Here is a 26,630-nt window from a genome sequence, read left to right as displayed (position 1 = left end):
CGCGGGGGTGTCTCAGGTGGTCTCGAACCAGCGCAGCGCGGCGACGACCAGCCCGTCGGCGCCGATCGGCGCGGCGACCTGCAGGCCGACCCGGCGTCCATCCGGCAGCGCGCCGATGTCGACGGTGCCTGCGGGCTGCCCCGACGCGTTGTGCGGCAGCGTGTACGAGATGTGCTGCATCGGCAGGTCGACGTCGGCGAACGGCATCGGGTCCTCCGCCGAGAACGCGGCCACCTGGCAGACGGGCGACACGATCAGGTCGTACGCCTCGGTGCGTGCCCGCGTCACCCTCGCCAGCTCGGCGAAGCGCTGGTAGTTCTCCACCGTCGCCGGCCCGTCGAACCGCGTACCGCCCTCGGCCCAGCGGCGCACCCACGGCAGGACGAGGTCCTGCTCGCCTCCGGCGAGGCGGCGCAGGTCGGCGAGGGAACGCGTACGCCAGAACCCGTCGATGCCCCCCAGGACCGGCTCGGTGAGGAAGGGGCCCACCCGCTCAAGGACCGCGCCCGCGTCGGACAACCGGCCAAGTGCGCGCTCGACGACCGCGGCGACGCCCGGGTCGAGCGGCAGGCCCGGCCCCGGGTCGAGCTGGACGCCGACCCGCAGGCCGCGCGGGTCGAGCGTGTCGCGGTATTGCACCGCCGGATAGGGCCGCGCGGTGAAGTCGCGCGGGTCGGCGACGGCGATGACCTCCATCAGCGCGGCCACGTCGTCGACACGGCGCGCCAGCGGCCCGGCCGCACGCGCGAGGTAGGGCACGTCGAGCGGCACGAGCCCCTCCGACGGCTTGAGGCTGGCCAGCCCCTGCCACGTCGCGGGCAGGCGGATGGACCCGCCGATGTCGCTGCCGACGTGCAGCGGCCCATAACCGGCGGCGGCCGCCGTGCCCGCACCAGCCGAGGAGCCGCCTGCGGTCAGGTGAGGGTCGAGGGCGTTGCGCGTGATGCCGTGGCGCGACGAGACGCCGGACGACAGCATCCCCCAGTCGGGCATGGTGGTGGCCCCCACGATCACACAGCCAGCCTCCAGCAGGCGGTCGGTGATCGGCGCGTTGTTCTCTGGCACGCGCGGCTCCAGCGCCGTTCCCGCGGGCATCGGCCACCCGGCCCGGGCGATGTTCTCCTTGATCGTCACCGGCACCCCGTCGTACGCCGAGCGCGGCGTCCCCCCGCGCCAGCGCAGCGTCGCGGCGCGCGCGTCGGCCAGCAGCCGGTCACGGTCGAGGATCCACAGGGCGTTGAGCTCGGGCTCGCGCTCGTCGATGCGGGCGAGGACGGAGGCGGCGGTGTCGTCGGGGGTCAGGTCACCCGCCGCGTAGGCCCGCGACAGCTCGTCGGCGGTCAGGTCGCACGGCTCGGTCACGCGTGCCCCCGCGTCACGGAGTCGATCAGGGAGCGCCACGAGGCCACGAGATCGGCGTCCACCCACGCCTTGAACGAGCCCTGCGGCCGGGCCGCGGCGCCGATATGGAAGGCGCGTACGCCGGCCCGGGCGAGCCAGGCGACGTGCTCGGGCTGCAGTCCCCCGCCGACCATCATCAGCGCTGCCTCCTCCGGCGAGGCCTTGGCGCGGGACAGCAGGTCGTCGAGGCCGTGCTCGACGTCGCGCGCCGAGCCGGCGGTGAGCACCTGGTCGAGCCGCGGCAGCGTACGCACCGCCCGCCACGCCTTGTCGGTGTCGAACGCGGAGTCGATGGCGCGATGGAACGTGAAGGGCCAGTCGCCCTCGTCGAGCAGGGCGTTGCAGACCTCGAGGTCGACCTCGCCGTGGCCGTTGAGGAAGCCCAGCACGATGCCGTCGGCCCCGGCGTCGACATAGCTGGCGGCGAGGCCGTGGAGGCGTACGAACTCGCCGCCGTCGGTGCCGAAGCCCTCACGCAGGCGCAGCGTCACCCGCACCTCGATCGACGTGGCCGCACGCACGGCCTTCACCACGTCGGGCGTGGGTGACATGCCGTCGTGGTCGATCGTGCCGACGACCTCGACGCGGTCAGCGCCGCCCTCCTCCGCACGCCGCGCGTCGTCGGCGTGCAGGGCGATGACCTCCAGAAGCCCGCTCATGGCACGAGTCTGCCAGCAGCCTCCTCGACGCGGGCGAAGGTGGCGGCGATGTTTCGCCAGCCGAGCTTCTCCAAGTCGCTCGGGCTCCAGCCACGCCCGCGAAGCGCGTCCATGAGGCGGGGGTAGGTCGACACGTCCTCCAGCCCGTCGGGCAGCACGTCCACGCCGTCGTAGTCGCCGCCGAGGCCCATGTGGTCGATGCCCGCGACCTCGCGGACGTGGTCGAGGTGGGCGACGACGTCGTCGATGGTCGCGCGCGGGCGCGGGTGCTCGGCCTCGAAGCGCTCGGCGAGCTCGGTGTACGCCGGGTCGGGCCAGTGCAGGTCGCCCGCCGCCTCCTGGAGGTTCCTCGACCACTCGGCGCAGGCCGGCGACACGAACTTCGGCACGAACGTCACCATGCACGTGCCACCGCCGGCGGCCATGCACTCCAGCACGTCGTCGGGCACGTTGCGGGGGTGGTCGTTGACGGCGCGGGCCGACGAGTGACTGAAGATCACCGGGGCGGTGGACGTGTCGAGCGCGTCACGCATCGTGTCGGGCGAGGTGTGGGACAGGTCGACCATCATGCCGAGGCGGTTCATCTCGGCGACGACCTCGCGGCCGAACTCGGACAGGCCGCCGTGGCGCGGCTCGTCGGTCGCCGAGTCGGCCCAGTCGTTGTTCTCGTTATGGGTCAGCGTCATGTAGCGCACGCCCAGCGCGTACAACATCCGCAGGACGCCCAGCGAGTTGTCGATCGAGTGGCCGCCCTCCGCGCCCAGCAACGACGCGACGGGACCGTCGGCCCGCTCGCACAGCTCGGTCAGCCCCGCCGAGGTGGTGACGAGCGCGAGCCGCTCGGGATGGCGCTCGACGAGACGGTGGACGCAGTCGATCTGCTCCAACGTGTCGCCCACCGGCGAGCCGGTCGTCGGCTCGTACGGCACGCCCGGCACGAACACCGACCAGAACTGGCCGCGTACGCCACCGGCCGCGAGCCGCGGCAAGTCGGTGTGCAGGTGCGGCTGGGAGACGGCGATGTCGCACGCCTCGAGGTCGTATGGTCGCGGCTGCGAGCGCAGCGCCCAGGGAAGGTCATTGTGCCCGTCGACGACTCCGATGCTTTCCATCGGGCCAGTCTCGCAGGGAGGTCAGAGCTGCAGCATGTGGGGCACTCGGTCACCCCTGTCGCCGTCTCGGTATCGCTCGATCCACGTCGCCATGGCCCCAGCCAAGCCGCGGTCGGGTGCAGGTCCCGCGTACCCTGACCGGCGTGACAGACGCCGACCGCCCCGCCGTGCCCACGTGGGTGTTCGGCTCACTCGGGTTCGTGACATTCTTCGACCGGTTCGGGATGCCGCCGATGCTGCTGATCATGGCGCGGCAGACCGGCATCCCGCTGCAGCTGGTGATCCAGCTGGTGACGATCTACTCGCTGCTGTACGCGCTGGGCCAGCCCGCCTGGGGTGTGGTCAGCGACCGGCTGGGCCGCGGCACCGTGCTCCGCCTCGCGCTGTTCGGCGCCGCGGTCGGCTCGCTGCTGAGCGCGCTGGTGTCGGGCTTCGTGCCGCTGCTGCTCGCCCGCGGCCTCGCCGGGCTGACGATGGGCGCGCTCTACCCCGCCCTGCTCACGATCATCGGTGACACGTACACCGGGCCCCAGAAGGTGCGCGCGCTCAGCGACCTCCAGGCGTACGCCGCCGTCGGCAACGCCGTCACCACGCTGGTGACCGGCGCCGTGGCCGCGTGGACGAGCTGGCGGGTCCCGTTCGCGATCACCGCTGTCGCGTGCCTGGCGATGCTCGTGGTCGTCCGCGACCTGCGGACGTCGACCCCCGACCCGACCGAGCGCTCCCTGCGCGAGGCCGCCGGCCGCTGGCCCGCGCTCGTCTACGTCGCCGCGTTCACCGAGGGCGCGGTGCTCATGGGGATCCTCACCTACGTCGTGCCCGCGCTGCAGGCCGACGGCGTGGGCGTCGCGCTCGCTGGGGCGCTGGGCGCCACCTACGGCCTCGGCGTCATCGCCGGCACGCGCCTGATGCGCCCGCTGTCCCGCCGCACCTCGCGTACGCAGCGCATCGCCGTCGGCGGGGCCGCGCTCGTGGCCGCCTGGGGCCTCGCCGCGCTGATGCACCCGGTGACGCTGACCGCCGCCGCCGTGCTGACGGGTGTGGCGAACGCCGTCATGCACTCCTCGCTGCAGGGCTGGGCGACCGAGGTCGCACCACGCGCCCGTGCCACGGCCGTATCGCTGTTCGTCACCGCGCTGTTCCTCGGCGCGTCGGCGGGCACGTTCCTGATGGCGCCGTGGGCCGGCCAGGGCCGGTACGCGCTCCTGTTCGCCGTTGCGACCGCGGCCACCGGCGCGGTCGTGGCGTACGTGGCGCTGGCCCACCGCGCGTGGGCGCGTACGCACCGCTGACCCGCACAACAGGCCGAAAACTTCACAACAGGCGTTGGCCGGCCTGTTGTGACGTTTTCGGCCTGTTGTAGCGAGGGAAGACCCGGTACGCGAAGGAGGCGGCCCCCTTGCGGGGACCGCCTCCTGCTGCGTTCAGAGAACGGCTGGACTCAGAAGTCCATGCCGCCCATGCCGCCGTCGGCGCCGCCCGGCATGGCCGGGGCCTTCTCGGGCTTGTCGGCGATGACGGCCTCGGTGGTGAGGAACAGCGCGGCGATGGACGCGGCGTTCTGCAGCGCCGAGCGCGTGACCTTGGCCGGGTCGATGATGCCGGACTTGACAATGTCGACGTACTCACCGGTCGCGGCGTTCAGGCCATGACCGGCCTCCAGGCCGGCGACCTTCTCCGCGACGACGCCACCCTCGAGACCGGCATTCACGGCGATCTGCTTCAGCGGGGCCGAGCAGGCGGAGAACACGATCTGGGCGCCGGTGGCCTCGTCACCCTCGAGACCCTCGACGTTGGCCTTCTTCGCGGCCTGGATCAGGGCGACACCGCCGCCGGGGACGATGCCCTCCTCGACGGCAGCCTTGGCGTTGCGGACGGCGTCCTCGATGCGGTGCTTGCGCTCCTTGAGCTCGACCTCGGTGGCCGCGCCGACCTTGATGACGGCCACGCCGCCGGCCAGCTTGGCGAGGCGCTCCTGCAGCTTCTCGCGGTCGTAGTCGGAGTCGCTGTTCTCGATCTCGTTGCGGATCTGCTGGACGCGGCCGGCGATCTGATCGGAGTCGCCCGCGCCCTCGACGATGGTGGTCTCGTCCTTGGTCACGCGGACCGAGCGGGCCTGGCCGAGAAGCTCGAGGGTGACGGCGTCGAGCTTGAGGCCGACCTCCTCAGAGATGACCTGGCCACCCGTGAGGATCGCGATGTCTCCGAGCATGGCCTTGCGACGGTCGCCGAAGCCCGGGGCCTTGACGGCAACGGACTTGAAGGTGCCGCGGATCTTGTTGACGATCAGGCCGGCGAGGGCCTCGCCCTCGACGTCCTCGGCGATGACGACGAGCGGCTTGCCCGACTGCATGACCTTCTCGAGGACGGGCAGGAGGTCCTTGAGGCCCGAGACCTTCGAGTTGACGATCAGGATGTAGGGGTCGTCGAGCACCGTCTCCATGCGCTCGGCGTCGGTGACGAAGTAGGGCGAGATGTAACCCTTGTCGAAGCGCATGCCCTCGGTGAGCTCGAGGTCGAGGCCGAACGTGTTCGACTCCTCGACCGTGATGACGCCCTCCTTGCCGACCTTCTCCATCGCCTCGGCGATGATCTCGCCGACGGTGGTATCAGCGGCGGAGATCGAGGCGGTCGCAGAGATCTGCTCCTTGGTCTCGATCTCGGTGGCCATGCCGAGCAGCTCGTCAGAGATGGCCTTCGTGGCGACCTCGATGCCCTTCTTCAGGCCCATCGGGTTGGCGCCGGCGGTGACGTTGCGCAGGCCCTCGCGGACCATCGCCTGGGCCAGCACGGTCGCGGTGGTGGTGCCGTCGCCCGCGACGTCGTCGGTCTTCTTGGCGACCTCCTTGACGAGCTCGGCGCCGATCTTCTCGTACGGCTCCTCGAGCTCGATCTCCTTGGCGATGGAGACGCCGTCGTTGGTGATCGTGGGGGCGCCCCACTTCTTCTCGAGCACGACGTTGCGGCCCTTCGGGCCGAGGGTGACCTTGACCGCGTCGGCGAGCGTGTTCATGCCACGCTCGAGCCCGCGGCGGGCCTCGATGTTGAATTCGATGAGCTTTGCCATGGTGTTCCGGGAGTCCTCCCGCGTCGGGGGCCGAAGCCCCATTGGTCAACGTTTCATACGTCAAGTCGATGCCCGCGACGGACGGCGCCACAGCGCCTCACCGGACTTGACGGTGGCACTCTCTTGCCGAGAGTGCTAACACCCTCATTTTTAGCACTCGCCCCATCCGAGTGCAAACAGTCCCGGCCCACGACAATGGCGGGGTGAACGCCTTCCTCGCGCTACGCCGCGCCGCCAACTGGGCCAACCTCTCCACGCCGCTCGGCCTGGCCGTGGCACGGGTCGGCCGGGCCCGCGTACGCCGGGGTCCGCGGGGGCTCTGGCTGGCCGAGGGATATCGGTTCGGCTTCCCCGTAGCCGGGGCGTTCACCGTCGGCAACGTTGTCGTCACCGCCCACGACTTCGCCACTCTCGAGGAGTCGGTGCCCGGCACGCTCGCCCACGAGGACGAGCACGCCTGGCAGTGGATGGCCTGCCTCGGCCTGCCATTCCTACCGATGTACGCGGCCGCCATGGGCGTCTCCGTCCTCGTCAGCGGGGACCGGGCCGCGTACAACCCGTTCGAGCGGGCGGCCGACCTGGAGGCCGGAGGCTATCTGCGCACACCGCACCGCTGGGCCCGCACGAGTGAGCCACGACGCTCCTAGGCTGCGAGCCATGACGAACCTCCCCCCGAACATGCCGCCGATGCCCGACCCGCGGTGCATTCTTGCCAAGATGGAGGCCGACGTGCGGGCCTTCGACGCCCGGGCCCAGCGCACTCAGGCCGCGCTCGCCGCCTCGGCGGTCGAGGCGACCTCCGACCACCTTCGGGTCAAGCTGCTCGGGGCCCACGTCGTCGGCATCGAGTTCGACGACTCGGCGCTCTCGCTCAGCGCACCCCAGCTGACCGAGGAGGTACGCCGGACCCTGCTGGAGGGCTCCGCCCGCGCCAATCACGCGTCCGCGGACGTGGTCCGCAACGCCTTCGGTGACGAGCAGGCGGCCAGGGGCGTGGAGGACGCCGCCCCCGAAGAGGTCGCCGATGAGCGCGACCGGCTGCGTTCCGACGAGGAGCTGCCGGCACCGAGCGCCGAAGGTCTGCGCGCCGAGGCCGAGCGCGCCATGACCACCGACGAGATCGAGGACCTCCTCGACGACGTGCTGAACCGCCTCGACAGCGACGACGAGTCGATCGACCCGGCGGAGATCGCGCGCGAGATCGGCTATGAGCAGTACCGCAGCACCGTGCCGCCCGAACAGATGCAGGCCCAGTTCGAGGCCGAGATGGACGCGCTCAAACGCCGGTCGGCCGGCCTTCCGACGCTCGTCCAGCAGGTGGAGGGCACCGGCGCGAACGACGAGGTCGAGATCACCGTCAACGCCGCGGGCTCCGTCCTCGCGACCCGGTTCCGGGCGGCGTTCGCCCGGAAGGGCTCCGACCACCTCGCCGAGCGGTTCATGGACGCGTACGCGGCCGCGCGCTCCGAGGCGGGCCGCGAGCTGACCCGGCGACTGACCGGCTCGGGCCTCGAGGTCCCCGACGAGACCCGCGACGCCCTCGGCCTCTGATCAGGGAACGTTCCACCGCCCCGGGCCCACCCATCGCACCCGGGCACACCTAGTGTTCGTGAGAGCCATCCAAGGAGGACCCATGAGCGAGACCTACTCGGTCGCCGAGATGCGAGCGCACCACCAGTCGCTGCAGACCGTCGACTCGAAGACCCAAGCACTCGTCGGCGAGGCCAACGGGCTGGGCTTCGGTGACTGGAAGATGTACGGCCTCTTCGCCAGCCCGATCCTGTGCCCGATCCTTGCGATCGGCAACGCCGCGAACACGGGCGCCATCAAGGAGCTCGGCCGCGTCTCGACCACCGCCACGGAGGCCTTCAAGACCACGGCCGACCTCTATGACGCCGCCGAGCAGTCGAACGTCGACCTGAGCAAGGTCATCCTCGAACAGATCGAGGACACCGGACGGAGGACCCGATGACCGCCCAGCCCCTGCCCGACGCCAAGGTCGGCAACGCGACGATCACCATCCCGGTCTACTCCGACCTGGTCAACGCCGGCAAGCACTGGACCGACGGCGAGACCACCCTGGGCGATCTGACCGCCGTCGGCGACGTCGCGCTGGGTGTCCTCGGTGCGGTCCTCGACCCCCTCAACACCTTGGTGGGTGCTGCCGTCGGCGCGCTGATGGACATCCTGGTCAAGAACATCTCCTGGCTCAAGGAGACTGTCGACTTCCTGCTCGGCAACCCCGACGGCATCTTCGAGCACGCCCAGAAGTGGCAGCGCGTGTCCGTGAACCTCGCCAAGACGGCCAACGAGCACGCGGAGACCGCCGGTCAGCTTCCCGGCTGGACCGGCCCGTCGTCCGACGCCTACACCCAGGTCCTTGTCAACGTGAACGAGAACTTCAAGGCTGCCAGCGGCGCCGCCGCCAAGATGGCCGACTGGGTGAGCGTCGCCGGCACCGTGGTGGCCATGTTCCGCGACTTCATCTGGAACATGATCAAGGACTTCGTCACCGAGGTCGTCACAGCCGCGATCATCGCCGCGGCCTCCGCCGTGCCGTCCCTCGGCGCATCGGTCGCCGCCTTCACCGGATGGTTCTCGGCGAAGATGGCGCTCATCGGCGCCAAGGTCACCAGCAAGCTCGCCAAGCTGATGCGCGTCCTGTCCAAGCTCGCCAAGAAGATGGGCATGAGCGGCAAGATGTTCGATGACGCCGCCCGAGCTCTCTCGCGCGTCTCGCAGTCGCTGTTCTCGAAGTCGCGCAACATCATCGCCTCGGGCGCGACCCGCCCGGCCCCCCGCGGCCGTCACCAGGTGCCCAACAGCACGATCCCGGTCACGGAGGCCCCCAAGCTCCCGAAGTTCGACTCGAAGGACCTGCTGGGCGAGCGCGGCGGCGACATCTACGACACGCTCAAGGACGCCAACAAGAAATACAACAAGCCGTTCGTCAAGCCCATCGACAAGGGACAGACGAAGGGCACCACCGAATTCGGCAACGATCCGTCGAGCACGATCGGCGACATCCAGCGCTGACCGGCGCGGCACGAGGGCTCCACTTCACCAGGAGCGGGGCCCTCGTGCGTCCGCGGATGGCGCGGGTCGGTTCAGTCGTCGAGGTCGAAGCCCAGACGGCGCGCCGAACGGGCACGTTGGCGCGAGGCACGCATGCGGCGCAGGCGCTTGACCAGCAGCGGGTCGTGGGCGAGGGCCTCGGGCTTGTCGATCAGGGCGTTGAGCACCTGGTAGTAGCGGGTGGCCGACATCTGGAACTGCTCGCGGATGCCCTGCTCCTTGGCGTCGGCGTACTTCCACCACTGGCGCTCGAAGTCGAGGATCTCAGCGTCCCGGGCGCTCAGGCCGGACGACGCGGCCGAGTCGCCGTGTGTGTGCAGTGCTTCGGACATGCCCCCCACCCTACGGCAGGAATCACAGCCATGTCATTCCTCGAGCGCGTCGCAGGAAGCCTCCGCGGGCTCCTCCGCGTACCCGTGGGTACCATCGCAGGACACGTTCGCGACAGGAGTGAGGCATGTTCAAGATCGAGGGTGTCGTCCAGGCGTACGACTGGGGATCGACCGACGGCATCGCGTCCGTCCTCGGCACCGAACCGACCGACCAGCCGCAGGCCGAGCTCTGGCTCGGCGCCCACCACCGCGCGTCGTCGACGACCGCCGACGGCCGGAGCCTGATCGAGGTCGTCGCCGCCGAACCCGAGGTCCTGGGCGCCGCCACCCGTGACCGCTTCGGCGACCGGCTGCCCTATCTCATGAAGATCTTGTCCGCGTCCCGCGCGCTTTCCCTCCAGACCCATCCCTCGCGCGCGCAGGCCGAGGAGGGCCACGCCCGCGAGGACGCCGCCGGCATCCCGCTGGACGCGCCCCACCGCAGCTACCGCGACGACTGGCCCAAGCCCGAGGCCATGGTCGCGCTCACCGAGTTCCACGGCCTGTGCGGGTTCCGCGACCCGGTGCGTACGCAGGCCCTCGTGGAGCGCCTCGGCGTCGACGAGGCCAGCCAGCTGGTCGAGCCGTTGGCCGACAACGACGGCATCGCCCGCGTCTTCCTCGAGGTCCTGTCGCTGGGAGCCGAAGGCGCCGACCTGGTCGCGTCGGTCGTCGAGGCCGCCACGCCGCACGCGGACGAGGACTCCGAGTTCGGCCTGTTCTGCCGCACCGCCGTCGAGGTGGGCCGCGACTACCCGGGCGACCCGGGCGTGCTGGCCGCCCTGCTGATGAACCGCGTGGTCCTGGCCCCCGGCGAGGCGTTCTTCATGCCCGCGGGCAACCTCCACGCCTACCTGCACGGCACAGGCATCGAGATCATGGCGTCGTCGGACAACGTGCTGCGCGGCGGGCTGACCTCCAAGCACGTCGACGTCGACGAGCTCGCGACGGTCGTCGACTTCCGCCCCAGCCTGCCGCCGACGATCGCCCCTATGGCCGACGGGCCGGGCGTCCTGCGCTACCCGACCCCGTCGCCGGAGTTCGAGCTGTACGAGGTCACCGGCACCACGGACCTGCCCGGTGTCGGCGGCGCCCGCATCGTGCTCGTCGTCGAGGGGGCCCTCCGGCTGGTCGGCGACGACACCTCGATCGACCTCGGGCGTGGCCAGGCCGCCTTCGTCGACGCCCGCGAGGACGTCGGCATCTCCGGCACCGGTCGTGCGTTCGTGGCGGCCCCGGGGGCCGACATTTCGGCTTGACGCCGGAACCGGGCACAATGGGCCCGCTGCCCCTGTAGCTCAGTTGGTAGAGCGTCGCTCTTGTAAAGCGAGGGTCGCGGGTTCGAATCCTGTCGGGGGCTCTGGAAGAAGCGTGTGATCGCCGACCCGAGAGGTATCCCCTTGAGCCGACCCGCCACGAGCGTCCCGAGGGGCAGGGCCGTACGCGCACGCTCCCGGACCGGTGGACGCCCGGCTCCCCGCGCCACGCCCAGGACCCGTGACGTCCCGCGTACGCGTTCCGGATCCCCGCGGCGCATGGAGATCCACGGCCTGCGCGGCCTGGCGATCGCCCTGGTCGTCGTCTACCACCTGTGGGGCGTGGGCCGCGTCTCCGGGGGCGTCGACATCTTCCTGATGATCTCGGCCTACCTGATGACGATGAGCTTCGTCCGCCAGGGCGAGAAATTCGACACGGGCAACTTCCTCGTCAAGCGATTCCGCCAGCTCATCCCCCAGGCCGCGCTGGTCATCCTGTCGACGTGCGTGGCGTCGCTGCTGATCCTCGCCCCGACACGCCTGCCGGTGGTCTTCGACCAGGCGAAGGCGTCGCTGCTGTACTACCAGAACTGGGCCCTGATCAATCTGGCCACCGACTACAACAGCCCCGACCGGTCCGGCACCAGCCCGCTGCAGCACTTCTGGTCGCTGTCGATGCAGGGCCAGGTCTTCATCGCGTGGGCGCTCATCATGGGCCTGGCGGTCTTCCTGGCCCGCTCCATGAAGATCAACATCCGGCTCACCCTCGGCATCGTCTTCGGCGTCCTGACGCTGTTCTCGATGACGTACGCCCTGCGCCAGATCTCGTCGAATCCCACGGGTGCCTACTTCAACACCTTCGCCCGCATCTGGGAGTTCTCGCTCGCCTCGCTGCTGGCCCTCGCGCCGACGATCAGGCTCCCCCGACCCTTGGCGACCGCGCTGGGCTGGGGCGGCCTCGTCGCGATCATCACCTGCGGCATGACCGTCGGCCATGAGCCCTTCCCCGGGCCCGCGGCGCTCGTCCCGTCGCTCGGCGCGGCAGCCATCGTGATGGCCGGCTCCGACGGTGGGCGCGGGACCGCCGCGTACTGGCTTGCCTCGTCGCCGCTGAGGTTCCTCGGCGACCGCGCGTACGGTCTCTACCTGTGGCACTGGCCGGTCTACATGCTGTGGATGGGCGCGACGGGCGTGAAGCAGGTCGGGCTGCTCGACGGGCTCGCCGTCATCGCGATCTCCGTGGCGCTGGCCGACGTGGCGACCCGGCTCGTCGAACGCCGCTTCAACCAGTGGGGTGCACTGAAGTCCTGGCAGGCCGGCCTGATCACCATCGTCACCGTCCTGACCGTCGCGTTGGGGGTCGTGTTCCTGCTCGACAAGCCCGTCAAGGACTCCGGCAGCGGCAAGCCCGTATCCCCGCCCGACACCAGCGGCAACGCCCTGGCCACGCCCGGCGTACCCGTGCCGCCGGGCAGCTCGACACGCAACGTCGCCCCCGGGGACACGATCGTCGCCCAGGACTGGCCCCCGCTGCAGGACTGCCCCATGGGCGTCCAGCCCACCCCGCCGTTCGGGGCGCAGTGCCACGAGGTCCCCGCCCAGGGCCAGCCGCGCAAGACCGTCGTCGTCATCGGCGACTCCCACAGCCGCCAGTGGATGTCGGTGATCGAGCCCATCGCCAAGGATAACAACTGGCGCGTGCTCATCTGGTCGCGCAGCTCGTGCCGCGTCGCCACCAAGGGCCAGTGGGTCGACGACGGGTGCGTCGAATACGGCCGCAACACCGTCGACGCCATCGTCAGGCTCAAGCCCGACTTCGTGTTCTCGACCGCGACCCGCGCCCACGCCAACAGCTCGGCCGAGGAGATCGTGGAGGGCTACTCGGAGATGATGCGTCCCGTCCTCGACGCCGGGATCAAGGTCGTCAACATGCGCGACAACCCGCGCTGGAGCCAGCAGATGCCCGAGTGCGTCCAGCAGTTCGGCAACGACGAGGGGAAGTGCACGCGGCCGGTGGCCGAGAAGCTCGCGCCGGTGTCCCCCCTCGACATGCTCGACCCGCGGATGGCGCAGATGGACCTCACCGAATACTTCTGCCCCGCCGGCATGTGCAACGGCGTCATCGGCAACACCTACGTCTACATGGACGACAACCACCTCACCAAGACCTACATCAAGACGCTCCGCAGGCCGTTCGAGGAGCAGCTGTTCGCGGTGGTGCCGAGGTAGACCATGTGGAACCGTGCCCGGATCGCCCTCATCGCGCTCGCGCTCCTCACCGCCGTCGGCGGCCCCCGCTCGGACCGCCCGCAGGTCATGGCGCCGCTGCGCCACCCCCCCGCGCTGCACGAACCCTTCCCGGAGGACGAGTCGCCTCGTTCCGACGACGCCCTCGACGACAAGCCGACGCTGCGCTCGACCATCGTCGGCGGCAAGCTCGTGCAGTACTGCGGCAACGGTTCGATCGACCGGCCGCCTGCCACCGTGCGGCGGGTCATCTTCATGATCCACGGCAACGACCGCGGCTCGTGCAACGCCGCTGGCGCGGTGATGAAGGCGGGCACGGCTGACGAGTTGCGGACGACCATGGTGGTCGCCCCGCGCTTCCCCATGGCGACCGACTCGGGCGTCGACCACCGCAACCAGCTGCACTGGTCGTTCTACGGCTGGTCCCAGGGTGATGTGTCGCTCAACACCGACGCGCCCATCAGCTCGTTCGCGGTCCTCGACAACCTCGCCTCGCGGGTGCCCCGCACGAGCCGCGTCATGGCGGGCTTCTCCGGCGGCGGCCAGTTCATCAACAGGTACGCGGCCGGCACCCCGGTCGAGGCCACCAGGTTCGTGATCGCCAACCCGTCGTCCTACCTCTACTTCACCAGCAAGCGCCCGGGGGTCGACCCGAAGCTGCTGCTGACGTGCCCCCACTACGACCGCTACCGCTACGGGATGAGCGAGCGCAACACCTACATGCGCCAGTGGACCCCCGAGGAGCTGCAGCGCCGCTACGCCAGCCGCGACGTGGTGTATCTGCTCGGCGACGCCGACAACGACCCGAAGTCGTCGTCGATGGACATCGAGTGCGGCGCCCAGTCCCAGGGCTCCAACCGCTACGAGCGCGGCCGCAACTACTGGGCCTATCTCCCCTCGGTGTTCGGGGCGAGGATCACCGAGCGGCAGTCGATGTTCGTCGTGCGCGGGGTGGCCCACGACGGCGGCCGCATGATGGCCGATCCCAACGGCAAGAAGGCGTTGTTCCGGTGATGGCCCCGGGGGTGAAAGACTCGGGCAACACGTCGGACGCGCCCAGGAGGACCTCGATGCTCGAGCGGATCTACCGACCTCTGGTCCTCGCGCTCGTCGGGGTGGGCCTCGTCGTGTGGGGCCTGCGCATCGACCCCCTCGCCGCCGAGTGCGGCAGCCGCGCGATGACCCCGGGCCAGATCTGCGACATCGTGGGCAAGGCGGGCCCGGTCCGCAAGACGTACGACGACATGGTCGCCGAGCGGCGCGCCCAGCGATTGTGGTTCCCCGTGGGCGGGGGTGCGGTCGTGCTGCTGGCGGGTGTGTGGACGCTCGTCGCCCTGCGCGGCCACCGACGCCCCGGCGACGACACCGCCGACGACGAGACCACGGGCCGTCACACGGCGGCCTCACCCCACACCGGCCCCCACCCGGCGCCGGCCCAGGAACGCGACCGCGGCTGGCGCCACGCCAAGGGTGCCACCGCCCTGTCGCGCCGCGGGGCCAGCACCCCGGCCCCGGCCCACCAGCGTCCCCAGCAGCCCGCCGAGCACAGCACGCCACCGCGTACCCAGCCCTCCGTCGCCTCGCTGCCCAGCGCCTCGCGCCCGGTGCCGTGGCAGCCCGGGCAGCCGTACGCGGGTGGCCGCCAGCCCGGTTCGCAGCAACCGCAGCAGGCGCGCCCCCAGCAGCCCTTCCCCCAGCAGGCACGCCCCCATCAGGTGCAGTTCCCGCCACACTCGGAGCAGGAGCCGGCGCACGGCCCGGCCCGGCCGCAGCAGCCGCCCCCGTACGGGCAGGGTCCGCAGGGACGCCCGCCGGGCGTACCACCGGCTCCCCCACCGCGCTGACCGCGGGCGTCAGGCGTCGGCACCCTCCCGGGCGCGGCGGCGCTGGGAGACCACGTAGGACCCGATCATCACCACGATGATGGCCAGCGAGACGTACCAGGCCCACCTGCCGTACTCGGCGACGACCTTCACGGCGGGTTCGCCGATGCGATAGCCGAGGTACATGTAGATGGCCTGCAGCATGCCGGCGAACGCGAAGTTGGCGGTGAGGAACCTCCGCCACGTCATCCCCGCCGCGCCGACGGTCGCGTAGACGACCGCGGCGGGCAGCGGGATCGGCAGGTAGGTCACGAGGATGGCCGGCACCTCGTAGCGGTGGGCGAACCTCTCGGCGCGCTCGGCGTTGCGCCGCGCGCGCGGCGAGCGGCCGGCCACCATCTCGAAGACGCCGCGCCCCCACAGCTTGCCGGCCCAGAAGTAGACCGGGTCGAACTTCATCACGCTGAGCGTGGCGAACAGCCACCACATCGGCAGCCAGCGCACGTCGTGGTGGGTGGCCGCCAGGGCGCCGATCATGACCACGCCGGTGCGTGAGCCGGTCAGGCAGGCCGCCAGGTAGGGCCTGGTGATCAGCACGGCGCGGAAGGGAAGGAGCGCCATGCCGTACACGCCGAGCGCGGCGATCAGCCAGAAGCACGTCATGTCGGCGCGCGTCGGCTCCTTGCTCCACGGGAGGTTCGGGTCGTCCCACCACGGCTTCTCGTCGGGCTCGCCACCGTCGGCCCGGTCGGGGTCGGCCCGGTCGGGGTCGGCCGGCAGCTCAGCGTTGGTCGGCTCCCACGCGTCCTCGGCCGGTCGGGCCGCCTCGTCGTCAGTCACGCGCGCAAGCATAGGTCTTGACGTGTCTCGGATATTGGGCAGACTTCACCCGTGACCGTGAGCGCATTCGACCTGTTCAAGATCGGCATCGGACCATCGTCGTCCCACACCGTGGGCCCCATGCGGGCCGCGCGCCGGTTCGTCGACGCCCTCGCCGAGGAGGGCCTGCTGGACGACGTGACGCGGGTGAAGGCCGAGTTGTTCGGCTCGCTCGGAGCCACCGGTCACGGCCACGGCTCGCGCGGGGCGGTGATGTGGGGTCTCGAGGGTGACGACCCCGAGACCGTCGACACCGACGCCGCGCCCGCCCGCACAGAGGCTATCGAGGCCTCGGGCCTGCTGCGGCTGGGCGGCACGCGCCGCATCGCGTTCGACACCGCCACCGACCTCGTGCTCCATCGCACCCGTCGGCTGCCGTTCCACCCCAACGGCATGACGTTCACCGCCTGGTCGGGCAAGCGCCAGGTCGCCCAGCGCACCTACTACTCGGTCGGCGGCGGCTTCGTCCTCGACGACGACGGCTCGGGGACCCCCGAGATCGTCCCCGACCCGACACCGGTCCCCCACCCGTTCCGCACGGCCGCCGAGCTGCTCGAGATCTGCGAGCGCACCGGCCTGTCGATCAGCGAGGTGGCGCTGGCCAACGAGTGCGCCCGCCGCAGCGAGGACGAGGTACGCGCCGGCCTGACGCGCCTGTGGGAGACGATGCAGGCCTGCGTCGACAAGGGCATGGGCACAGAGGGCACCCTTCCGGGCGGCCTCCGCGTACGCCGGCGCGCGGCCGAGCTGAAGGCCCGCCTGGAGAAGGACGCCGGGCGCTTCCGCGACGCGGCCGACCCCATGGCGGCGATGGACTGGGTGAACCTGTGGGCGCTGGCGGTCAACGAGGAGAACGCGTCCGGCGGCCGCGTGGTGACCGCGCCGACCAACGGCGCGGCGGGCATCATCCCGGCGGTGCTGCACTTCGCGGTCACTTATGTCCCCGACACCGATGTCGACGCGGTGCATCGCTTTCTGCTGGTCGCGGGGGCGATCGGTTCGATCTACCAGCAGACGGCGTCGATATCCGGCGCGGAGGTGGGCTGTCAGGGCGAGGTGGGCACGGCGTGCTCGATGGCCGCGGGCGCGCTGGCCGAGGTCCTGGGAGGTACGCCGGCGCAGGTCGAGTGTGCCGCCGAAATCGGGATGGAGCACCACCTGGGCCTCACCTGCGACCCGGTGGGTGGCCTGGTGCAAATTCCTTGCATCGAGCGCAACGCCGTCGCGTCGGTGAAGGCCATCAACGCCGCGCGCCTGGCCCTCTACGGCGACGGGACCCAGAAGGTCCGGCTCGATCAGGTCATCAAGACGATGATGGAGACCGGTCAGGACATGAAGATCAAATACAAGGAGACGGCCCGCGGCGGGCTCGCCGTGAACATCGTCGAGTGCTGACCCGTTCTTGACTGTTTGGTCACATCTTGGTGTCCATCGGGCGCCCGTGCGGTGACTCGGGGTCGACCGGGTGACATGATGAGGACACCTCGGGCGTCTGCCCGGGCGCTATTCCACTACGGATCGTCGGGCACGTACCTGCCCGTGGAAGGACACAACGGAACAATGGCAACCGTCAGTTTCAAGGACGCCACGCGCGTCTACCCGGGTGCGGACCACCCCGCCGTCAAGGCGCTCAACCTCGAGATCGGCGATGGCGAGTTCATGGTGCTCGTCGGCCCCTCGGGCTGTGGCAAGTCCACGTCGCTGCGCATGCTCGCAGGTCTCGAGGAGGTCAACTCGGGCGACATCTACATCGGCGACCGGAACGTCACCGACCTTCCGCCGAAGGACCGCGACATCGCCATGGTGTTCCAGAACTACGCGCTCTATCCGCACATGACGGTCGGCGACAACATGGGGTTCGCACTGAAGATGCAGGGCGTCTCCAAGCAGGAGCGCGACCAGCGCGTCATGGAGGCCGCCAAGCTGCTGGGCCTCGAGGAATACCTCGAGCGCAAGCCGAAGGCCCTGTCGGGCGGCCAGCGTCAGCGTGTGGCCATGGGCCGCGCCATCGTCCGCCAGCCGCAGGTCTTCCTCATGGACGAGCCGCTGTCGAACCTCGACGCGAAGCTGCGCGTGTCGACGCGTACGCAGATCGCCGCGCTCCAGACCCGCCTGGGCGTCACCACCGTCTACGTGACCCACGACCAGGTCGAGGCCATGACGATGGGTGACCGCGTCGCCGTGATGAAGGACGGCCTGCTCCAGCAGGTCGACTCGCCGCTGGCGCTGTACGACACCCCGAAGAACCTATTCGTCGCCGGCTTCATCGGCTCGCCGGCCATGAACCTGGTCGAGGGCAAGGTCTCCGATGGTGGAGTGGCCGTCGGCGACTTCACCGTCCCGGTCTCGCGCGAGGTCCTCGGCCGCGCCTCCGGTGACGCCGTCACCGTCGGCATCCGCCCCGAGAACCTCGGCCTGGCCCCCGACGACAACGGCATCGGCATCGACGTCGCCGTCGTCGAGGAGCTGGGCGCCGATGCCTACCTGTACGGCACGCCTGTCGGGCTGTCGGACGCCGACAAGATGACCGCCCAGCAGGTCGTCGCCCGCATCTCGTCCCGTCGTCCTCCGCAGCGTGGGAGTCAGGTGCGCCTGGCGGTCGACCCGGCCCACGTGCACGTGTTCGACAACGCCACGGGCGACCGCATCAGCTGACGTCACCCGCACCATCCGAAGGGCTCCCCGGTTCGCCCGGGGAGCCCTTCGGCGCCTCCCGCGGCTCAGCCGACCGTGACGTGGACGTGGTCCATGTGGTTGGCGGTCGCCGAGCCCCGGTCGGACATCGCGCGCCATCCCTCCGACGCGCGCTGAGTGCTCCAGATGTGCTGACGCCAGATGACGTAGCTCACGTCGAGCCGGTCGGCGTTCTCCTTCAGGTACGCGGCGATCTCGTCGCCGAGTGCCCTGCCCTGGGCCGACGTGGGATCGGGGATCATCAGGTCCAGCGCACGACCCGACGGGTGGTCGGGAAGGGGGTCGGCGCGTACGCCACCGATGTCGGTGACCTGCGGGAACCTCGAGCGGATCTCATCGAGCACGACCTCGGTCTGCGGCTGCAGGCCGTCAGTGCCCGTGAGCGTGCCGGAGGTGTCGCCCGTGCCTGCATCCGAGTTGTCGCCGGTGGACGTGTCGCCAGCGGAGGTGTCGCTCCCGGTTGTGGTGCTGCGGTTCGTGCCGCCTTCTGTCGCGCCGCTGCTGCTCCGGGTCGACGACCGCGCGGGGGTGCGCGCGGCCCCGTCGCCGTCGGGACGATCGGGTGCCGGACGGGCTGAGGAGGTGCCGGGCCGCGGGTCGTGGCGTACGCCGGCCTCGGCCGGGGAGACCAGGGACGTGAGTGAGCCCAGCAGGATGCCGGCCCCCAGCACGCCGGCGGCGAGCCGGCGCGGCGCGAAGAGATGGTTGGTGGACATGTTTCTCCTTGGTTCGTGACCTTCGGACGGGTCGACCCTAGGCAGACCTGAACGAAAACCAAGCAGATCCTGAGATATTCACAGTTTTTATGAAATGGCTGTGGTGGCGGCTGGGGCGGGGGTGCCACACTGGTCCCGTGCCCCGATTCCTCTCCGCGAAGCCCGACGCCCGGCTGATCCCCCTGCCCTGGGACGTACCGCTCGAGGAGTGGCCGCTGGAGCACCTGGTCGCACTCCCCCGCGGCATCTCGCGTCACGTGGTGAGATTCATCCCCATCGGCGACCAGGTCTACGCGGCCAAGGAGGTACTCGAGCACCTGGCGATCCACGAGTACCGGCTGCTGCACGACCTTATGCGTCTCCACACGCCCAGCGTGGAGCCCATCGGCGTGGTGACGGGGAGGCAGGACGCGGACGGCATGGCGCTCGACCCGGTGCTGATCACGCGCCACCTGAAGTTCTCGCTGCCCTACCGCTCGCTGTTCAACCGCGGCGTACGCCAAGAGACCGTGACGCGACTGGTCGACGCGCTGGTGGTGCTGCTGGCGAGGCTACACCTGATCGGCTTCCTGTGGGGAGACGTGTCGTTGTCCAACACGTTGTTCCGGCGCGATGCGGGCGAGTTCGCGGCCTATCTGGTCGATGCGGAGACCGGCGAGCTGCACGAGCGCCTCACCGACGGCCAGCGCGAGCACGACCTGCAGATCGCCCGCACGAACCTCTTCGGCGAGTTCTGCGACCTGCAGGCGGGCGGCCTGCTGGACGACGCGCTCGACCCGCAGAACCTGGTCGACACGATCGAGAACCGCTATCGCGAGCTGTGGCACGAGCTGACGGGCGCGGAGGAGTTCCAGCCGTCGGAGATGCACCGGATCGAGCGCCGCGTACGCCGGCTGAACGCGCTGGGATTCGACGTCGCCGAGCTCGACATCATCACCGACGTCGACGGGGCACGCATCCGGATCCAGCCGAAGGTCGTCGACGCCGGCCACCACTCACGGCGCCTGCTGCGGCTGACCGGCCTCGACACCGAGGAGAACCAGGCGCGGCGACTGCTGAACGACCTTGACACGTTCCGGGCGCGGACGGGGCAGCAGGGCGCCGACGAGGCGATCGTGGCCCATCAGTGGCTGACGCAGTGTTTCGAGCCGGTGGTGAACGCGGTCCCGGAGAACCTGCGCGGCAAGCGCGAGTCGGCGCAGCTGTACCACGAGGTGCTGGAATATCGCTGGTACCGCTCGGAGGAAGCCAACTACGAGGTTCCATTGGCCGATGCCGCACGGGGCTACGTACACGACGTGCTGACCACCTTGCCCGACGAGGCGATCTCACCGGACGCCCTGGCCGTGGTCGACTCGGACGGGGGCCGCGCACTGGCGAACCCCTACGACCCGAGCAAGGGGTACGCCGACGATCTCGACGACGAGCTGCTGCCGGAAGACCCCTGGGAGGTCGCTGCCCAGGCCGAACCGGAGCCGTCGGGCTTCCTCGACATCGACGCGTTGCGCCGAAAGGCGAAGGGGTAGCCGATCCTTCCGCTCCCGCCACCGGTTCACACAGACAACGCCGGCTGCCTGGGGTGAATTCGCACCGGCACCGATCTCCCGTCGGTCATGGACGGCTGATGCCGGCCCGATCGACGGCCAGCCCGGCCAAAACAACGACAAGGCGCGGGCGAAGTCCTGAATCAGTCACAGTTCGAGCAGGCGCGGGGCCGGACTAGCGCGGCGGCATCCGGAGCGCCCCGTCGAGGCGGATGACCTCGCCGTTGAGCAGCGGGTTCTCGAGGATGTGGCGGGCGAGCATCGCATACTCGGCTGGGGAGCCGAGGCGCGCGGGGTGGGGCACGAGGGCCTCGAGGGAGGTGCGGGCGGCTTCGGGCAGGCCGGCCATCATCGGGGTCTCCATGACACCGGGGGCGATGGTCATGACGCGGATGGACTTGTCGGCGAGGTCGCGTGCGGCGGACAGGTTGAGGCCGACGATGCCGCCCTTGGAGGAGGCGTAAGCGGCCTGGCCGATCTGGCCGTCGTAGGCGGCGACCGACGCGGTCATGATGACGACGCCGCGGTCGCCGTCGAGGGGCTCGTTGTCAAGCATGGCCTCGGCGGCGAGGCGGAGGACGTTGAAGGTGCCGATGAGGTTGATCTCGACGACGGTCCTGTAGGTCTCGAGGTCGAGGACGCCCTTGCGGGAGATGATGCGGCCGGGGGTGGCGACGCCGGCGCAGCAGATGGCGGCGCGGAGCGTCCCCATCTCCTTGGCCTTCGCGATGGCGGCGGCCACGTCGTCGGCGGAGCGGACGTCGGCGGGGGCGAAGGCGACGCGGTCGCCGAACTCGGCGTACGCCTCGATGCCGCGGCTGCCGGGCAGGTCGAGGACGACGACCTTGGCGCCGCTGTCCAGGACTTCGCGGGCGGTCGCCTCGCCGAGGCCGGAGGCCCCGCCGGTGATGAGGACGACGTCGTTGTCGGCGAGCTTCATGGTTCTCCTCACTTGAGCAGGTCGCGCGCGATGACGACCCGCTGGATCTGGTTGGTGCCTTCGAAGATCTGGGTGACCTTGGCCTCGCGCATGAAGCGTTCGACCGGGAAGTCTCGGGTGTAACCGTAGCCACCGAAGACCTGGACGGCGTCGGTGGTGACCTTCATCGCCGCGTCGGTGGCGACGAGCTTGGCGACGGCGGCCTGACGCACGAAGTCGCGGCCGGCGTCACGGCGGCGGGCGGCGTCGAGGTAGGCGGCGCGGGCGGTTTCGACGGCGGCCTCCATGTCGGCGAGGAGGAACTGCACGCCCTGGAACTCGGCGATGGCCTGACCGAACTGCTCGCGCTCCTTGGCGTACGCGACGGCCTGGTCGAGTGCGGTCTGGGCGAGGCCGGTGGCGCAGGCGGCGATGCCGAGGCGGCCGTTGGCGAGGCCGGCGAGCGAGATCTTGAGCCCCTGGCCCTCGTCACCGATGCGGCGGTCGACGCAGACCCGGACGTTGTCGAAGTAGACGGCGGTGGTGGTGGAGCCGGTGAGCCCCATCTTCTGCTCGGGGGCGCCGAAGGTGAGGCCCTCGGCGTCGGCGGGCACGATGAAGCACGTGATGCCGTTGCGACCTTCGCCGGTGCGGGCGAAGGTCGTGTAGTAGTCGGCGTGGGAGCCGTGGGTGATCCACTGCTTGGCGCCGTTGATGACATAGTCGTCGCCGTCGCGGCGGGCGACGGTCTTCATGGAGGCGACGTCGGAGCCGGCGCCGGTCTCGGAGAGGGCGTACGCGCCGAGCAGGTCGCCGCCGAGGATCTCGGGGGCGAGGCGTTCGCGCTGCTCGGACGTGCCGAAGGCCATGAGCCCGTAGCAGGTCATGATGTGGACCGAGACGCCGACGCCGACGCTCATCCATGCGGCGGCGACCTCCTCGAGGGCCTGCAGGTAGACCTCGTAGGGCTGGTCCATGCCGCCGTGCTCCTCGGGGTAGGGCATGCCGAGGAGACCGAGCTCGCCGAGACGCTTGAAGGCGTCGCGGGGGAACTTCTCGGCGGCCTCGTCGGCGGAGGAGCGCGGCAGCAGCTCGGCCTGGGCGAACTGGCGGACGAGGTCCACGAGTTCGCGGGCGTCGTCGTCGGGCAGGAGTCGGTCAACAGCCATCACGGAGTCCTCGTCGCTGAGTCGGAGCGGTACTTCGAGGTGAACTCTAGTACCACCGTGGGGATCACGCGAACCCCATGGGGTGGTGGCATACTGGCTCCACCATGGCCCCTCGCTCCCCGCTCACCCCGCGTCAGGAACAGCTGCGCGACGACCTGCTCGCGCTGTTCCTCGCGGAGGGCTTCTCCCACTTCACTCTGGACGAACTGGCGGCGCGGCTGGGCTGCTCGAAGCGGACGCTGTACACGTTGGCGCCGTCGAAGGAACAGCTCGCCTCGTCGGCCGCCCGCCTGTTCTTCCGTCGGGCGACGGAGCAGGTGGAGGCGTCGATCGCACGGCTGCGCTCCCCCGCCAGGCGACTCACCGGCTATCTCGAGGCGGTCGCGGCGGCGCTCCAGCCGGCGTCGCGGGAGTTCCTCGCAGACCTGGCCGCGCTGGGACCGACACGCGAGATCTATGCCGAGAACACGACGGCGGCGGCCGGCCGCGTACGCGACCTGATCGACGAGGGCGCGGCGGCGGGTGCGTTCCGGGCCGACCAGGCCGGCTTCATCGCGGAGGTCGTGACGGCGACGATGACGCGCATCGGGACGGGTCGGGTCCAGACCAACACGGGGCTGACGGACGCGGAGGCGTACGCCCAGCTGGCGCGACTCGTGGTCGCGGCGGTCCAGCGCTAGTCGGCGCTGCGCGCGTGGTGACGCAGCGCGTACGCGAGCCACTCGACGAGCGCGTCCCCCTCGACGGCGTCGCCGGAGACGGCGAGCCAGCCGTCACCCATCTCGCGGGCGGGGCCCATCATGGCGACCTTCGCGCCTGGCCGTGCCATGAGCTCGGGGCGGTCGGCGGGGTCGATGCGCAGGAGCAGGTCGCCGTCGGCGCGGGCGGCGGCGACCATGCGGTCGTCGACCATGAAGGACCGGCCGCCGAACATGTTGACCTCGCGGACGTCGCGGCCGGACAGAATTGCGCGTACGCGCTCGGGCAGGGTCGGCACGGGGCACCTCGTTCGGTCGGTGATGGCTTCAGGGGTGCATCGTCTCGCAGCGGCGGGTCGCGGGCTCGAGCTGGATGGTGGCGTGCTCGAACGACACGGGGAAGTGCTCCTGGACGCAGGCATGGATGTCTTCGAGGATCCGTGGCGCGTGCCCGTCGCGGAAGCAGCCGTCGTCGACGACGACGTGGCCGGTGAGGACCGGGAGGCCGGTGCCGACGGTCGACGCGTGCAGGTCGTGGACCTCGCGGACGTGATCGAGGGCGGCGATGTGGGCGCGTACGTCGTCGAGGTCGACCCCTGCCGGGCTGAACTCCATGAGGATGTGGAGCGCATCGGACGCGATGCGGAACGCGCGCGGGAGAATCAGCACGGCGATGAACAGCGCGGCGAGCGCGTCGGCGCGCGTGAAGCCCGTCCAGCGGATCACCACGGCGGCGACGATGACCGCGACCGACCCGAGGCTGTCGTTGAGCACCTCCAGGAATGCCGCACGCATGTTGAGGTTGGCGTCGCGCCCGCCGCTGAGCAGGGCCAGCGATGCGAGGTTGGCGGCGAGCCCGATGATGCCGAACAGCAGGAGCCCCTCGGCGGTCACGTCGGGCGGGTCGATGAGGCGGCGCACGCCCTCGACGGCGGCGAAGACGCCGACGACGAGCAGGACGGCCGCCTGGGCGAGCGCGGCGACGACCTCGACGCGGGCGAAGCCCCAGGTGTGCCGACTGCTGGCGGGACGCAGCATCAGCGTTGCGGCGATGGTGGCGATGACCAGCCCCGAGGCGTCCACGAGGGCGTGGCCGGTGTCGGTGAGCAGGGCGAGGCTGCCGGTCACGAACGCGCCGATGGCCTGCGCCGCCACGACGACCAGCGTCAGGGCCAGCGCGCCGAGCAACCGGGCGCGCGACGCGTGGGCGCCATGGGAGTGATCGTGGCCCATCACGCACCCCCGATGGCCTGCTCGCGCGCAAGGTGGGCGGCGAGGTCGACGCCACCCGTGGCGGCGGCGTGGGCGTCTGCGGCGCGGCACAGTGAGTCGAGGAGGTCGGGGTGGGCGATCGTGAACCACGAGCTGCGGCCCTCGTTGCGCACCGTCGCCAGTCCGCAGTCGCGCAGGCAGGCAAGGTGCTTGCTGACGGTCGACTGGGCCAGGCCCATGTGGTCGACGACGTCGCGTACGCGGTGCTCACCCTTCGCGAGGTGGCCGAGGATCGCCAGCCGGGCGGGCTCGGACAGCGCATGGAACAGCGCGGCCCGCCCGACCTCCACCGGCACCTCAAGGCCTTCATTGATCGCCATATGTCGATGATATCACCGGGGAGCGATCATTTCTCGTCGACCGGTCGCCTCCGAAGGCCGACACGGCCATCGCCTGACCCCTCCAGAACCTGCGTACGCCCCCAGGTCCCCGCATGCTGGCGCGGGGGGTTGTGAGGGCGCGCCGTTTGGGTCAGGCTCGGCCCATGACCTATGACGTCGCGCGTGTGCGTTCCCACTTCCCCGCCCTGACCGGCCCCGACGCGGCCGCCCACTTCGACGGGCCCGGGGGCTCGCAGACGCCGGCCGTCGTCGGCGAGGCCATCGCCCGCACCCTGACCTCCCCGCTGGCCAACCGCGGCGTACGCACCGCCGCCGAGCGCAACGCCGAGGACGCCGTGACCGCGTGCCGGCAGGCCGTGGCCGACCTCGTCGGCGGTGATCCGCGTGGCGTGGTGTTCGGCCGCTCGGCCACCCAGCTGACGATGGACATGGCACGTACGCTCGCCCAGCAGTGGTCGCCCGGCGACGAGGTCGTAGTGACGCGCCTCGACCACGACTCGAACATCCGGCCGTGGATCATCGCCGCCGAGCGGGTCGGCGCCACCGCCCGGTTCGCCGAGTTCGACCCCGCGACGGGTGAACTGGAGCCCGAGGCGATCGCCGCCGTCCTGTCGGACCGCACACGTCTGGTCGCCGTCACCGGCGCGAGCAACCTCATCGGCACGATGCCCGACCTCCCCGCCATCAGCCGGCTCGTCCATGACGCGGGGGCGCTGTTCCACGTCGACGGCGTCCACCTCACCGCGCACGAGCTCGTCGAAGTCGCCGAGATCGGCGCCGACCTCTACACGGCCTCGCCCTACAAGTTCTGCGGCCCCCACTGCGGAACCCTGACCGCCTCACCCGACCTGCTCGAGACGCTGCACCCCGACAAGCTGCTCCCGTCCACCGACGCCGTCCCCGAGCGCTTTGAACTCGGCACACTGCCCTACGAGCTCATGGCCGGCACCACCGCGGCGATCGACTTCCTCGCCGACCTCGTCCCGGGCGAGGGCGACCGGCGTACGCGCCTGCGGGCGTCGTTCGAGGCCATGGGCGAGCACGAGCTCCGGCTGCGTACGCGCATCGAGGAGGGCCTGGCCGAGGTGGGTGCGACCATCTACTCCCGTGCCGCGCACCGCACGCCGACCCTGGCGTTCCGCCTGCCCGGCCGCTCCGACGCCGAGGTGTACACGTCGCTGGCCGGCCGCGGCGTGAACGCGCCGGCGAGCAACTTCTACGCGCTGGAGTGCTCGCGTGCGCTCGGTCTGGGCGACGAGGGCGCGATCCGCGTCGGCCTGGCGCCCTACACCGACGACTCCGACGTCGACCGCCTGCTCGAAGGTCTACGTGCCATCGTCGCGTGACCGATGGTCCCCAACCGCACACCGGGCACCCCCTGGGGGCA

Annotated in this window: 26 protein-coding genes and 1 tRNA gene; 15 read left to right on the top strand and 12 right to left on the bottom strand. The window is 70.7% G+C overall.

The genetic code is table 11. The annotated features are described in order from the left end of the window. Window positions 1-12: 12 nt before the first annotated feature. The 3 genes from ACYVGD_RS04995 to ACYVGD_RS04985 are packed head-to-tail and all read right to left on the bottom strand — an operon-like array spanning window position 13 to window position 3,172. Complete coding sequence (locus tag ACYVGD_RS04995; RefSeq protein WP_460741891.1) at window positions 13-1,362, bottom strand: amidase; 1,350 nt, start codon at window positions 1,360-1,362, stop codon at window positions 13-15. Then, on the bottom strand, window positions 1,359-2,060 hold the full coding sequence (locus tag ACYVGD_RS04990) for a copper homeostasis protein CutC (protein ID WP_460741890.1): 702 nt from the start codon (window positions 2,058-2,060) through the stop codon (window positions 1,359-1,361). Before ACYVGD_RS04990 ends, ACYVGD_RS04995 begins: the two co-directional genes overlap by 4 nt. After that, on the bottom strand, window positions 2,057-3,172 hold the full coding sequence (locus ACYVGD_RS04985) for a dipeptidase (RefSeq protein WP_460741889.1): 1,116 nt from the start codon (window positions 3,170-3,172) through the stop codon (window positions 2,057-2,059). The genes ACYVGD_RS04990 and ACYVGD_RS04985 overlap by 4 nt, the downstream gene beginning before the upstream one ends. 143 nt (window positions 3,173-3,315) lie before the next feature. On the opposite strand from ACYVGD_RS04985, the gene ACYVGD_RS04980 reads away from it, so the two are divergent. Beyond that, window positions 3,316-4,464 (top strand): MFS transporter, encoded by a 1,149-nt coding sequence (locus ACYVGD_RS04980; RefSeq protein ID WP_460741888.1) that lies wholly within the window; start codon window positions 3,316-3,318, stop codon window positions 4,462-4,464. A 149-nt stretch (window positions 4,465-4,613) separates the two neighbouring features. Here the strand turns inward: ACYVGD_RS04980 and groL are convergent, their stop codons facing one another. Further along, entirely contained in the window at window positions 4,614-6,239 is a 1,626-nt protein-coding gene (gene groL, locus ACYVGD_RS04975; protein ID WP_460741887.1) for a chaperonin GroEL, read from the bottom strand. A 203-nt stretch (window positions 6,240-6,442) separates the two neighbouring features. Here groL and ACYVGD_RS04970 point away from each other — a divergent pair, with 203 nt between their 5' ends. The 4 genes from ACYVGD_RS04970 (at window position 6,443) to ACYVGD_RS04955 (ending at window position 9,275) form a co-directional block, all read left to right on the top strand. Further along, window positions 6,443-6,886, top strand: coding sequence for a hypothetical protein (locus ACYVGD_RS04970; RefSeq protein WP_460741886.1), 444 nt, complete (start codon window positions 6,443-6,445; stop codon window positions 6,884-6,886). A 10-nt stretch (window positions 6,887-6,896) separates the two neighbouring features. Beyond that, window positions 6,897-7,790, top strand: coding sequence for a hypothetical protein (locus ACYVGD_RS04965; protein ID WP_460741885.1), 894 nt, complete (start codon window positions 6,897-6,899; stop codon window positions 7,788-7,790). A gap of 82 nt (window positions 7,791-7,872) precedes the next feature. After that, window positions 7,873-8,211 carry a hypothetical protein gene (locus ACYVGD_RS04960; RefSeq protein ID WP_460741884.1) on the top strand — a complete coding sequence of 113 codons (339 nt, stop codon included), beginning with the start codon at window positions 7,873-7,875 and terminating at the stop codon, window positions 8,209-8,211. Continuing rightward, window positions 8,208-9,275: a hypothetical protein gene (locus tag ACYVGD_RS04955; RefSeq protein WP_460741883.1), complete on the top strand. Its 1,068-nt coding sequence runs from the start codon at window positions 8,208-8,210 to the stop codon at window positions 9,273-9,275. Before ACYVGD_RS04960 ends, ACYVGD_RS04955 begins: the two co-directional genes overlap by 4 nt. A gap of 71 nt (window positions 9,276-9,346) precedes the next feature. Here the strand turns inward: ACYVGD_RS04955 and ACYVGD_RS04950 are convergent, their stop codons facing one another. Then, entirely contained in the window at window positions 9,347-9,646 is a 300-nt protein-coding gene (locus tag ACYVGD_RS04950) for a DUF3263 domain-containing protein (RefSeq protein WP_460741882.1), read from the bottom strand. 125 nt (window positions 9,647-9,771) lie between these two features. On the opposite strand from ACYVGD_RS04950, the gene manA reads away from it, so the two are divergent. The 5 genes from manA (at window position 9,772) to ACYVGD_RS04925 (ending at window position 15,032) form a co-directional block, all read left to right on the top strand. Then, on the top strand, window positions 9,772-10,944 hold the full coding sequence (gene manA / locus ACYVGD_RS04945; protein ID WP_460741881.1) for a mannose-6-phosphate isomerase, class I: 1,173 nt from the start codon (window positions 9,772-9,774) through the stop codon (window positions 10,942-10,944). A 28-nt stretch (window positions 10,945-10,972) separates the two neighbouring features. Continuing rightward, a tRNA-Thr gene (locus tag ACYVGD_RS04940) sits at window positions 10,973-11,045 on the top strand. Between the two features lie 175 nt (window positions 11,046-11,220). Continuing rightward, window positions 11,221-13,170 (top strand): acyltransferase family protein, encoded by a 1,950-nt coding sequence (locus ACYVGD_RS04935; protein WP_460741880.1) that lies wholly within the window; start codon window positions 11,221-11,223, stop codon window positions 13,168-13,170. Window positions 13,171-13,173: 3 nt separating this feature from the next. Further along, on the top strand, window positions 13,174-14,202 hold the full coding sequence (locus ACYVGD_RS04930; RefSeq protein ID WP_460741879.1) for an alpha/beta hydrolase family protein: 1,029 nt from the start codon (window positions 13,174-13,176) through the stop codon (window positions 14,200-14,202). A 56-nt stretch (window positions 14,203-14,258) separates the two neighbouring features. Beyond that, window positions 14,259-15,032, top strand: coding sequence for a hypothetical protein (locus tag ACYVGD_RS04925; RefSeq protein ID WP_460741878.1), 774 nt, complete (start codon window positions 14,259-14,261; stop codon window positions 15,030-15,032). A gap of 9 nt (window positions 15,033-15,041) precedes the next feature. Here ACYVGD_RS04925 and ACYVGD_RS04920 read toward each other — a convergent pair whose 3' ends face one another. Beyond that, on the bottom strand, window positions 15,042-15,851 hold the full coding sequence (locus ACYVGD_RS04920) for a DedA family protein (protein WP_460741877.1): 810 nt from the start codon (window positions 15,849-15,851) through the stop codon (window positions 15,042-15,044). A 51-nt stretch (window positions 15,852-15,902) separates the two neighbouring features. Between ACYVGD_RS04920 and ACYVGD_RS04915 the strand changes: the two genes are divergently transcribed. Next, window positions 15,903-17,285: an L-serine ammonia-lyase gene (locus ACYVGD_RS04915; protein ID WP_460741876.1), complete on the top strand. Its 1,383-nt coding sequence runs from the start codon at window positions 15,903-15,905 to the stop codon at window positions 17,283-17,285. Between the two features lie 165 nt (window positions 17,286-17,450). Next, window positions 17,451-18,545 carry an ABC transporter ATP-binding protein gene (locus ACYVGD_RS04910; RefSeq protein WP_460741875.1) on the top strand — a complete coding sequence of 365 codons (1,095 nt, stop codon included), beginning with the start codon at window positions 17,451-17,453 and terminating at the stop codon, window positions 18,543-18,545. 65 nt (window positions 18,546-18,610) lie between these two features. Here ACYVGD_RS04910 and ACYVGD_RS04905 read toward each other — a convergent pair whose 3' ends face one another. Then, window positions 18,611-19,300, bottom strand: a complete 690-nt coding sequence (locus tag ACYVGD_RS04905; protein WP_460741874.1) for a hypothetical protein — start codon at window positions 19,298-19,300, stop codon at window positions 18,611-18,613. Between the two features lie 137 nt (window positions 19,301-19,437). Here ACYVGD_RS04905 and ACYVGD_RS04900 point away from each other — a divergent pair, with 137 nt between their 5' ends. Next, window positions 19,438-20,826: a DUF4032 domain-containing protein gene (locus tag ACYVGD_RS04900; protein ID WP_460741873.1), complete on the top strand. Its 1,389-nt coding sequence runs from the start codon at window positions 19,438-19,440 to the stop codon at window positions 20,824-20,826. Between the two features lie 193 nt (window positions 20,827-21,019). Here the strand turns inward: ACYVGD_RS04900 and ACYVGD_RS04895 are convergent, their stop codons facing one another. Then, a complete protein-coding gene (locus ACYVGD_RS04895) occupies window positions 21,020-21,784 on the bottom strand; it encodes an SDR family NAD(P)-dependent oxidoreductase (RefSeq protein WP_460741872.1) in 765 nt (254 codons plus the stop codon). Between the two features lie 8 nt (window positions 21,785-21,792). Next, window positions 21,793-22,932 (bottom strand): acyl-CoA dehydrogenase family protein, encoded by a 1,140-nt coding sequence (locus ACYVGD_RS04890; RefSeq protein ID WP_460741871.1) that lies wholly within the window; start codon window positions 22,930-22,932, stop codon window positions 21,793-21,795. Window positions 22,933-23,036: 104 nt separating this feature from the next. On the opposite strand from ACYVGD_RS04890, the gene ACYVGD_RS04885 reads away from it, so the two are divergent. Then, window positions 23,037-23,612 carry a TetR/AcrR family transcriptional regulator gene (locus tag ACYVGD_RS04885; protein ID WP_460741870.1) on the top strand — a complete coding sequence of 192 codons (576 nt, stop codon included), beginning with the start codon at window positions 23,037-23,039 and terminating at the stop codon, window positions 23,610-23,612. Here ACYVGD_RS04885 and ACYVGD_RS04880 read toward each other — a convergent pair. Genes ACYVGD_RS04880 through ACYVGD_RS04870 form a run of 3 tightly spaced genes read right to left on the bottom strand, consistent with a single transcriptional unit; the run spans window position 23,609 to window position 25,222 of the window. Next, window positions 23,609-23,929 (bottom strand): TfoX/Sxy family protein, encoded by a 321-nt coding sequence (locus tag ACYVGD_RS04880; protein WP_460741869.1) that lies wholly within the window; start codon window positions 23,927-23,929, stop codon window positions 23,609-23,611. The genes ACYVGD_RS04885 and ACYVGD_RS04880 overlap by 4 nt on opposite strands. Before the next feature lie 28 nt (window positions 23,930-23,957). Further along, a complete protein-coding gene (locus tag ACYVGD_RS04875) occupies window positions 23,958-24,863 on the bottom strand; it encodes a cation diffusion facilitator family transporter (protein WP_460741868.1) in 906 nt (301 codons plus the stop codon). Continuing rightward, window positions 24,863-25,222 carry an ArsR/SmtB family transcription factor gene (locus tag ACYVGD_RS04870; protein ID WP_460741867.1) on the bottom strand — a complete coding sequence of 120 codons (360 nt, stop codon included), beginning with the start codon at window positions 25,220-25,222 and terminating at the stop codon, window positions 24,863-24,865. Before ACYVGD_RS04870 ends, ACYVGD_RS04875 begins: the two co-directional genes overlap by 1 nt. A gap of 164 nt (window positions 25,223-25,386) precedes the next feature. On the opposite strand from ACYVGD_RS04870, the gene ACYVGD_RS04865 reads away from it, so the two are divergent. Next, a complete protein-coding gene (locus ACYVGD_RS04865) occupies window positions 25,387-26,589 on the top strand; it encodes a cysteine desulfurase-like protein (protein WP_460741866.1) in 1,203 nt (400 codons plus the stop codon). Window positions 26,590-26,630: the final 41 nt, after the last annotated feature.

It is taken from the genome of Mariniluteicoccus endophyticus, assembly GCF_054780035.1.
Note: the sequence above shows the minus strand (reverse complement) of the source record. Positions and strands in the feature narration are given on the sequence as shown.

Excerpts from the sequence above, each read along its gene's own strand:
- ACYVGD_RS04990 (WP_460741890.1), bottom strand. The coding sequence starts at position 2,060 with ATGAGCGGGCTTCTGGAGGTCATCGCCCTGCACGCCGACGACGCGCGG.
- ACYVGD_RS04985 (WP_460741889.1), bottom strand. The coding sequence starts at position 3,172 with ATGGAAAGCATCGGAGTCGTCGACGGGCACAATGACCTTCCCTGGGCG.
- groL (WP_460741887.1), bottom strand. The coding sequence starts at position 6,239 with ATGGCAAAGCTCATCGAATTCAACATCGAGGCCCGCCGCGGGCTCGAG.
- ACYVGD_RS04965 (WP_460741885.1), top strand. The coding sequence starts at position 6,897 with ATGACGAACCTCCCCCCGAACATGCCGCCGATGCCCGACCCGCGGTGC.
- ACYVGD_RS04960 (WP_460741884.1), top strand. The coding sequence starts at position 7,873 with ATGAGCGAGACCTACTCGGTCGCCGAGATGCGAGCGCACCACCAGTCG.
- ACYVGD_RS04955 (WP_460741883.1), top strand. The coding sequence starts at position 8,208 with ATGACCGCCCAGCCCCTGCCCGACGCCAAGGTCGGCAACGCGACGATC.
- ACYVGD_RS04950 (WP_460741882.1), bottom strand. The coding sequence starts at position 9,646 with ATGTCCGAAGCACTGCACACACACGGCGACTCGGCCGCGTCGTCCGGC.
- manA (WP_460741881.1), top strand. The coding sequence starts at position 9,772 with ATGTTCAAGATCGAGGGTGTCGTCCAGGCGTACGACTGGGGATCGACC.
- ACYVGD_RS04935 (WP_460741880.1), top strand. The coding sequence starts at position 11,221 with ATGGAGATCCACGGCCTGCGCGGCCTGGCGATCGCCCTGGTCGTCGTC.
- ACYVGD_RS04930 (WP_460741879.1), top strand. The coding sequence starts at position 13,174 with ATGTGGAACCGTGCCCGGATCGCCCTCATCGCGCTCGCGCTCCTCACC.
- ACYVGD_RS04925 (WP_460741878.1), top strand. The coding sequence starts at position 14,259 with ATGCTCGAGCGGATCTACCGACCTCTGGTCCTCGCGCTCGTCGGGGTG.
- ACYVGD_RS04910 (WP_460741875.1), top strand. The coding sequence starts at position 17,451 with ATGGCAACCGTCAGTTTCAAGGACGCCACGCGCGTCTACCCGGGTGCG.
- ACYVGD_RS04905 (WP_460741874.1), bottom strand. The coding sequence starts at position 19,300 with ATGTCCACCAACCATCTCTTCGCGCCGCGCCGGCTCGCCGCCGGCGTG.
- ACYVGD_RS04895 (WP_460741872.1), bottom strand. The coding sequence starts at position 21,784 with ATGAAGCTCGCCGACAACGACGTCGTCCTCATCACCGGCGGGGCCTCC.
- ACYVGD_RS04890 (WP_460741871.1), bottom strand. The coding sequence starts at position 22,932 with ATGGCTGTTGACCGACTCCTGCCCGACGACGACGCCCGCGAACTCGTG.
- ACYVGD_RS04885 (WP_460741870.1), top strand. The coding sequence starts at position 23,037 with ATGGCCCCTCGCTCCCCGCTCACCCCGCGTCAGGAACAGCTGCGCGAC.
- ACYVGD_RS04875 (WP_460741868.1), bottom strand. The coding sequence starts at position 24,863 with ATGGGCCACGATCACTCCCATGGCGCCCACGCGTCGCGCGCCCGGTTG.
- ACYVGD_RS04870 (WP_460741867.1), bottom strand. The coding sequence starts at position 25,222 with ATGGCGATCAATGAAGGCCTTGAGGTGCCGGTGGAGGTCGGGCGGGCC.
- ACYVGD_RS04865 (WP_460741866.1), top strand. The coding sequence starts at position 25,387 with ATGACCTATGACGTCGCGCGTGTGCGTTCCCACTTCCCCGCCCTGACC.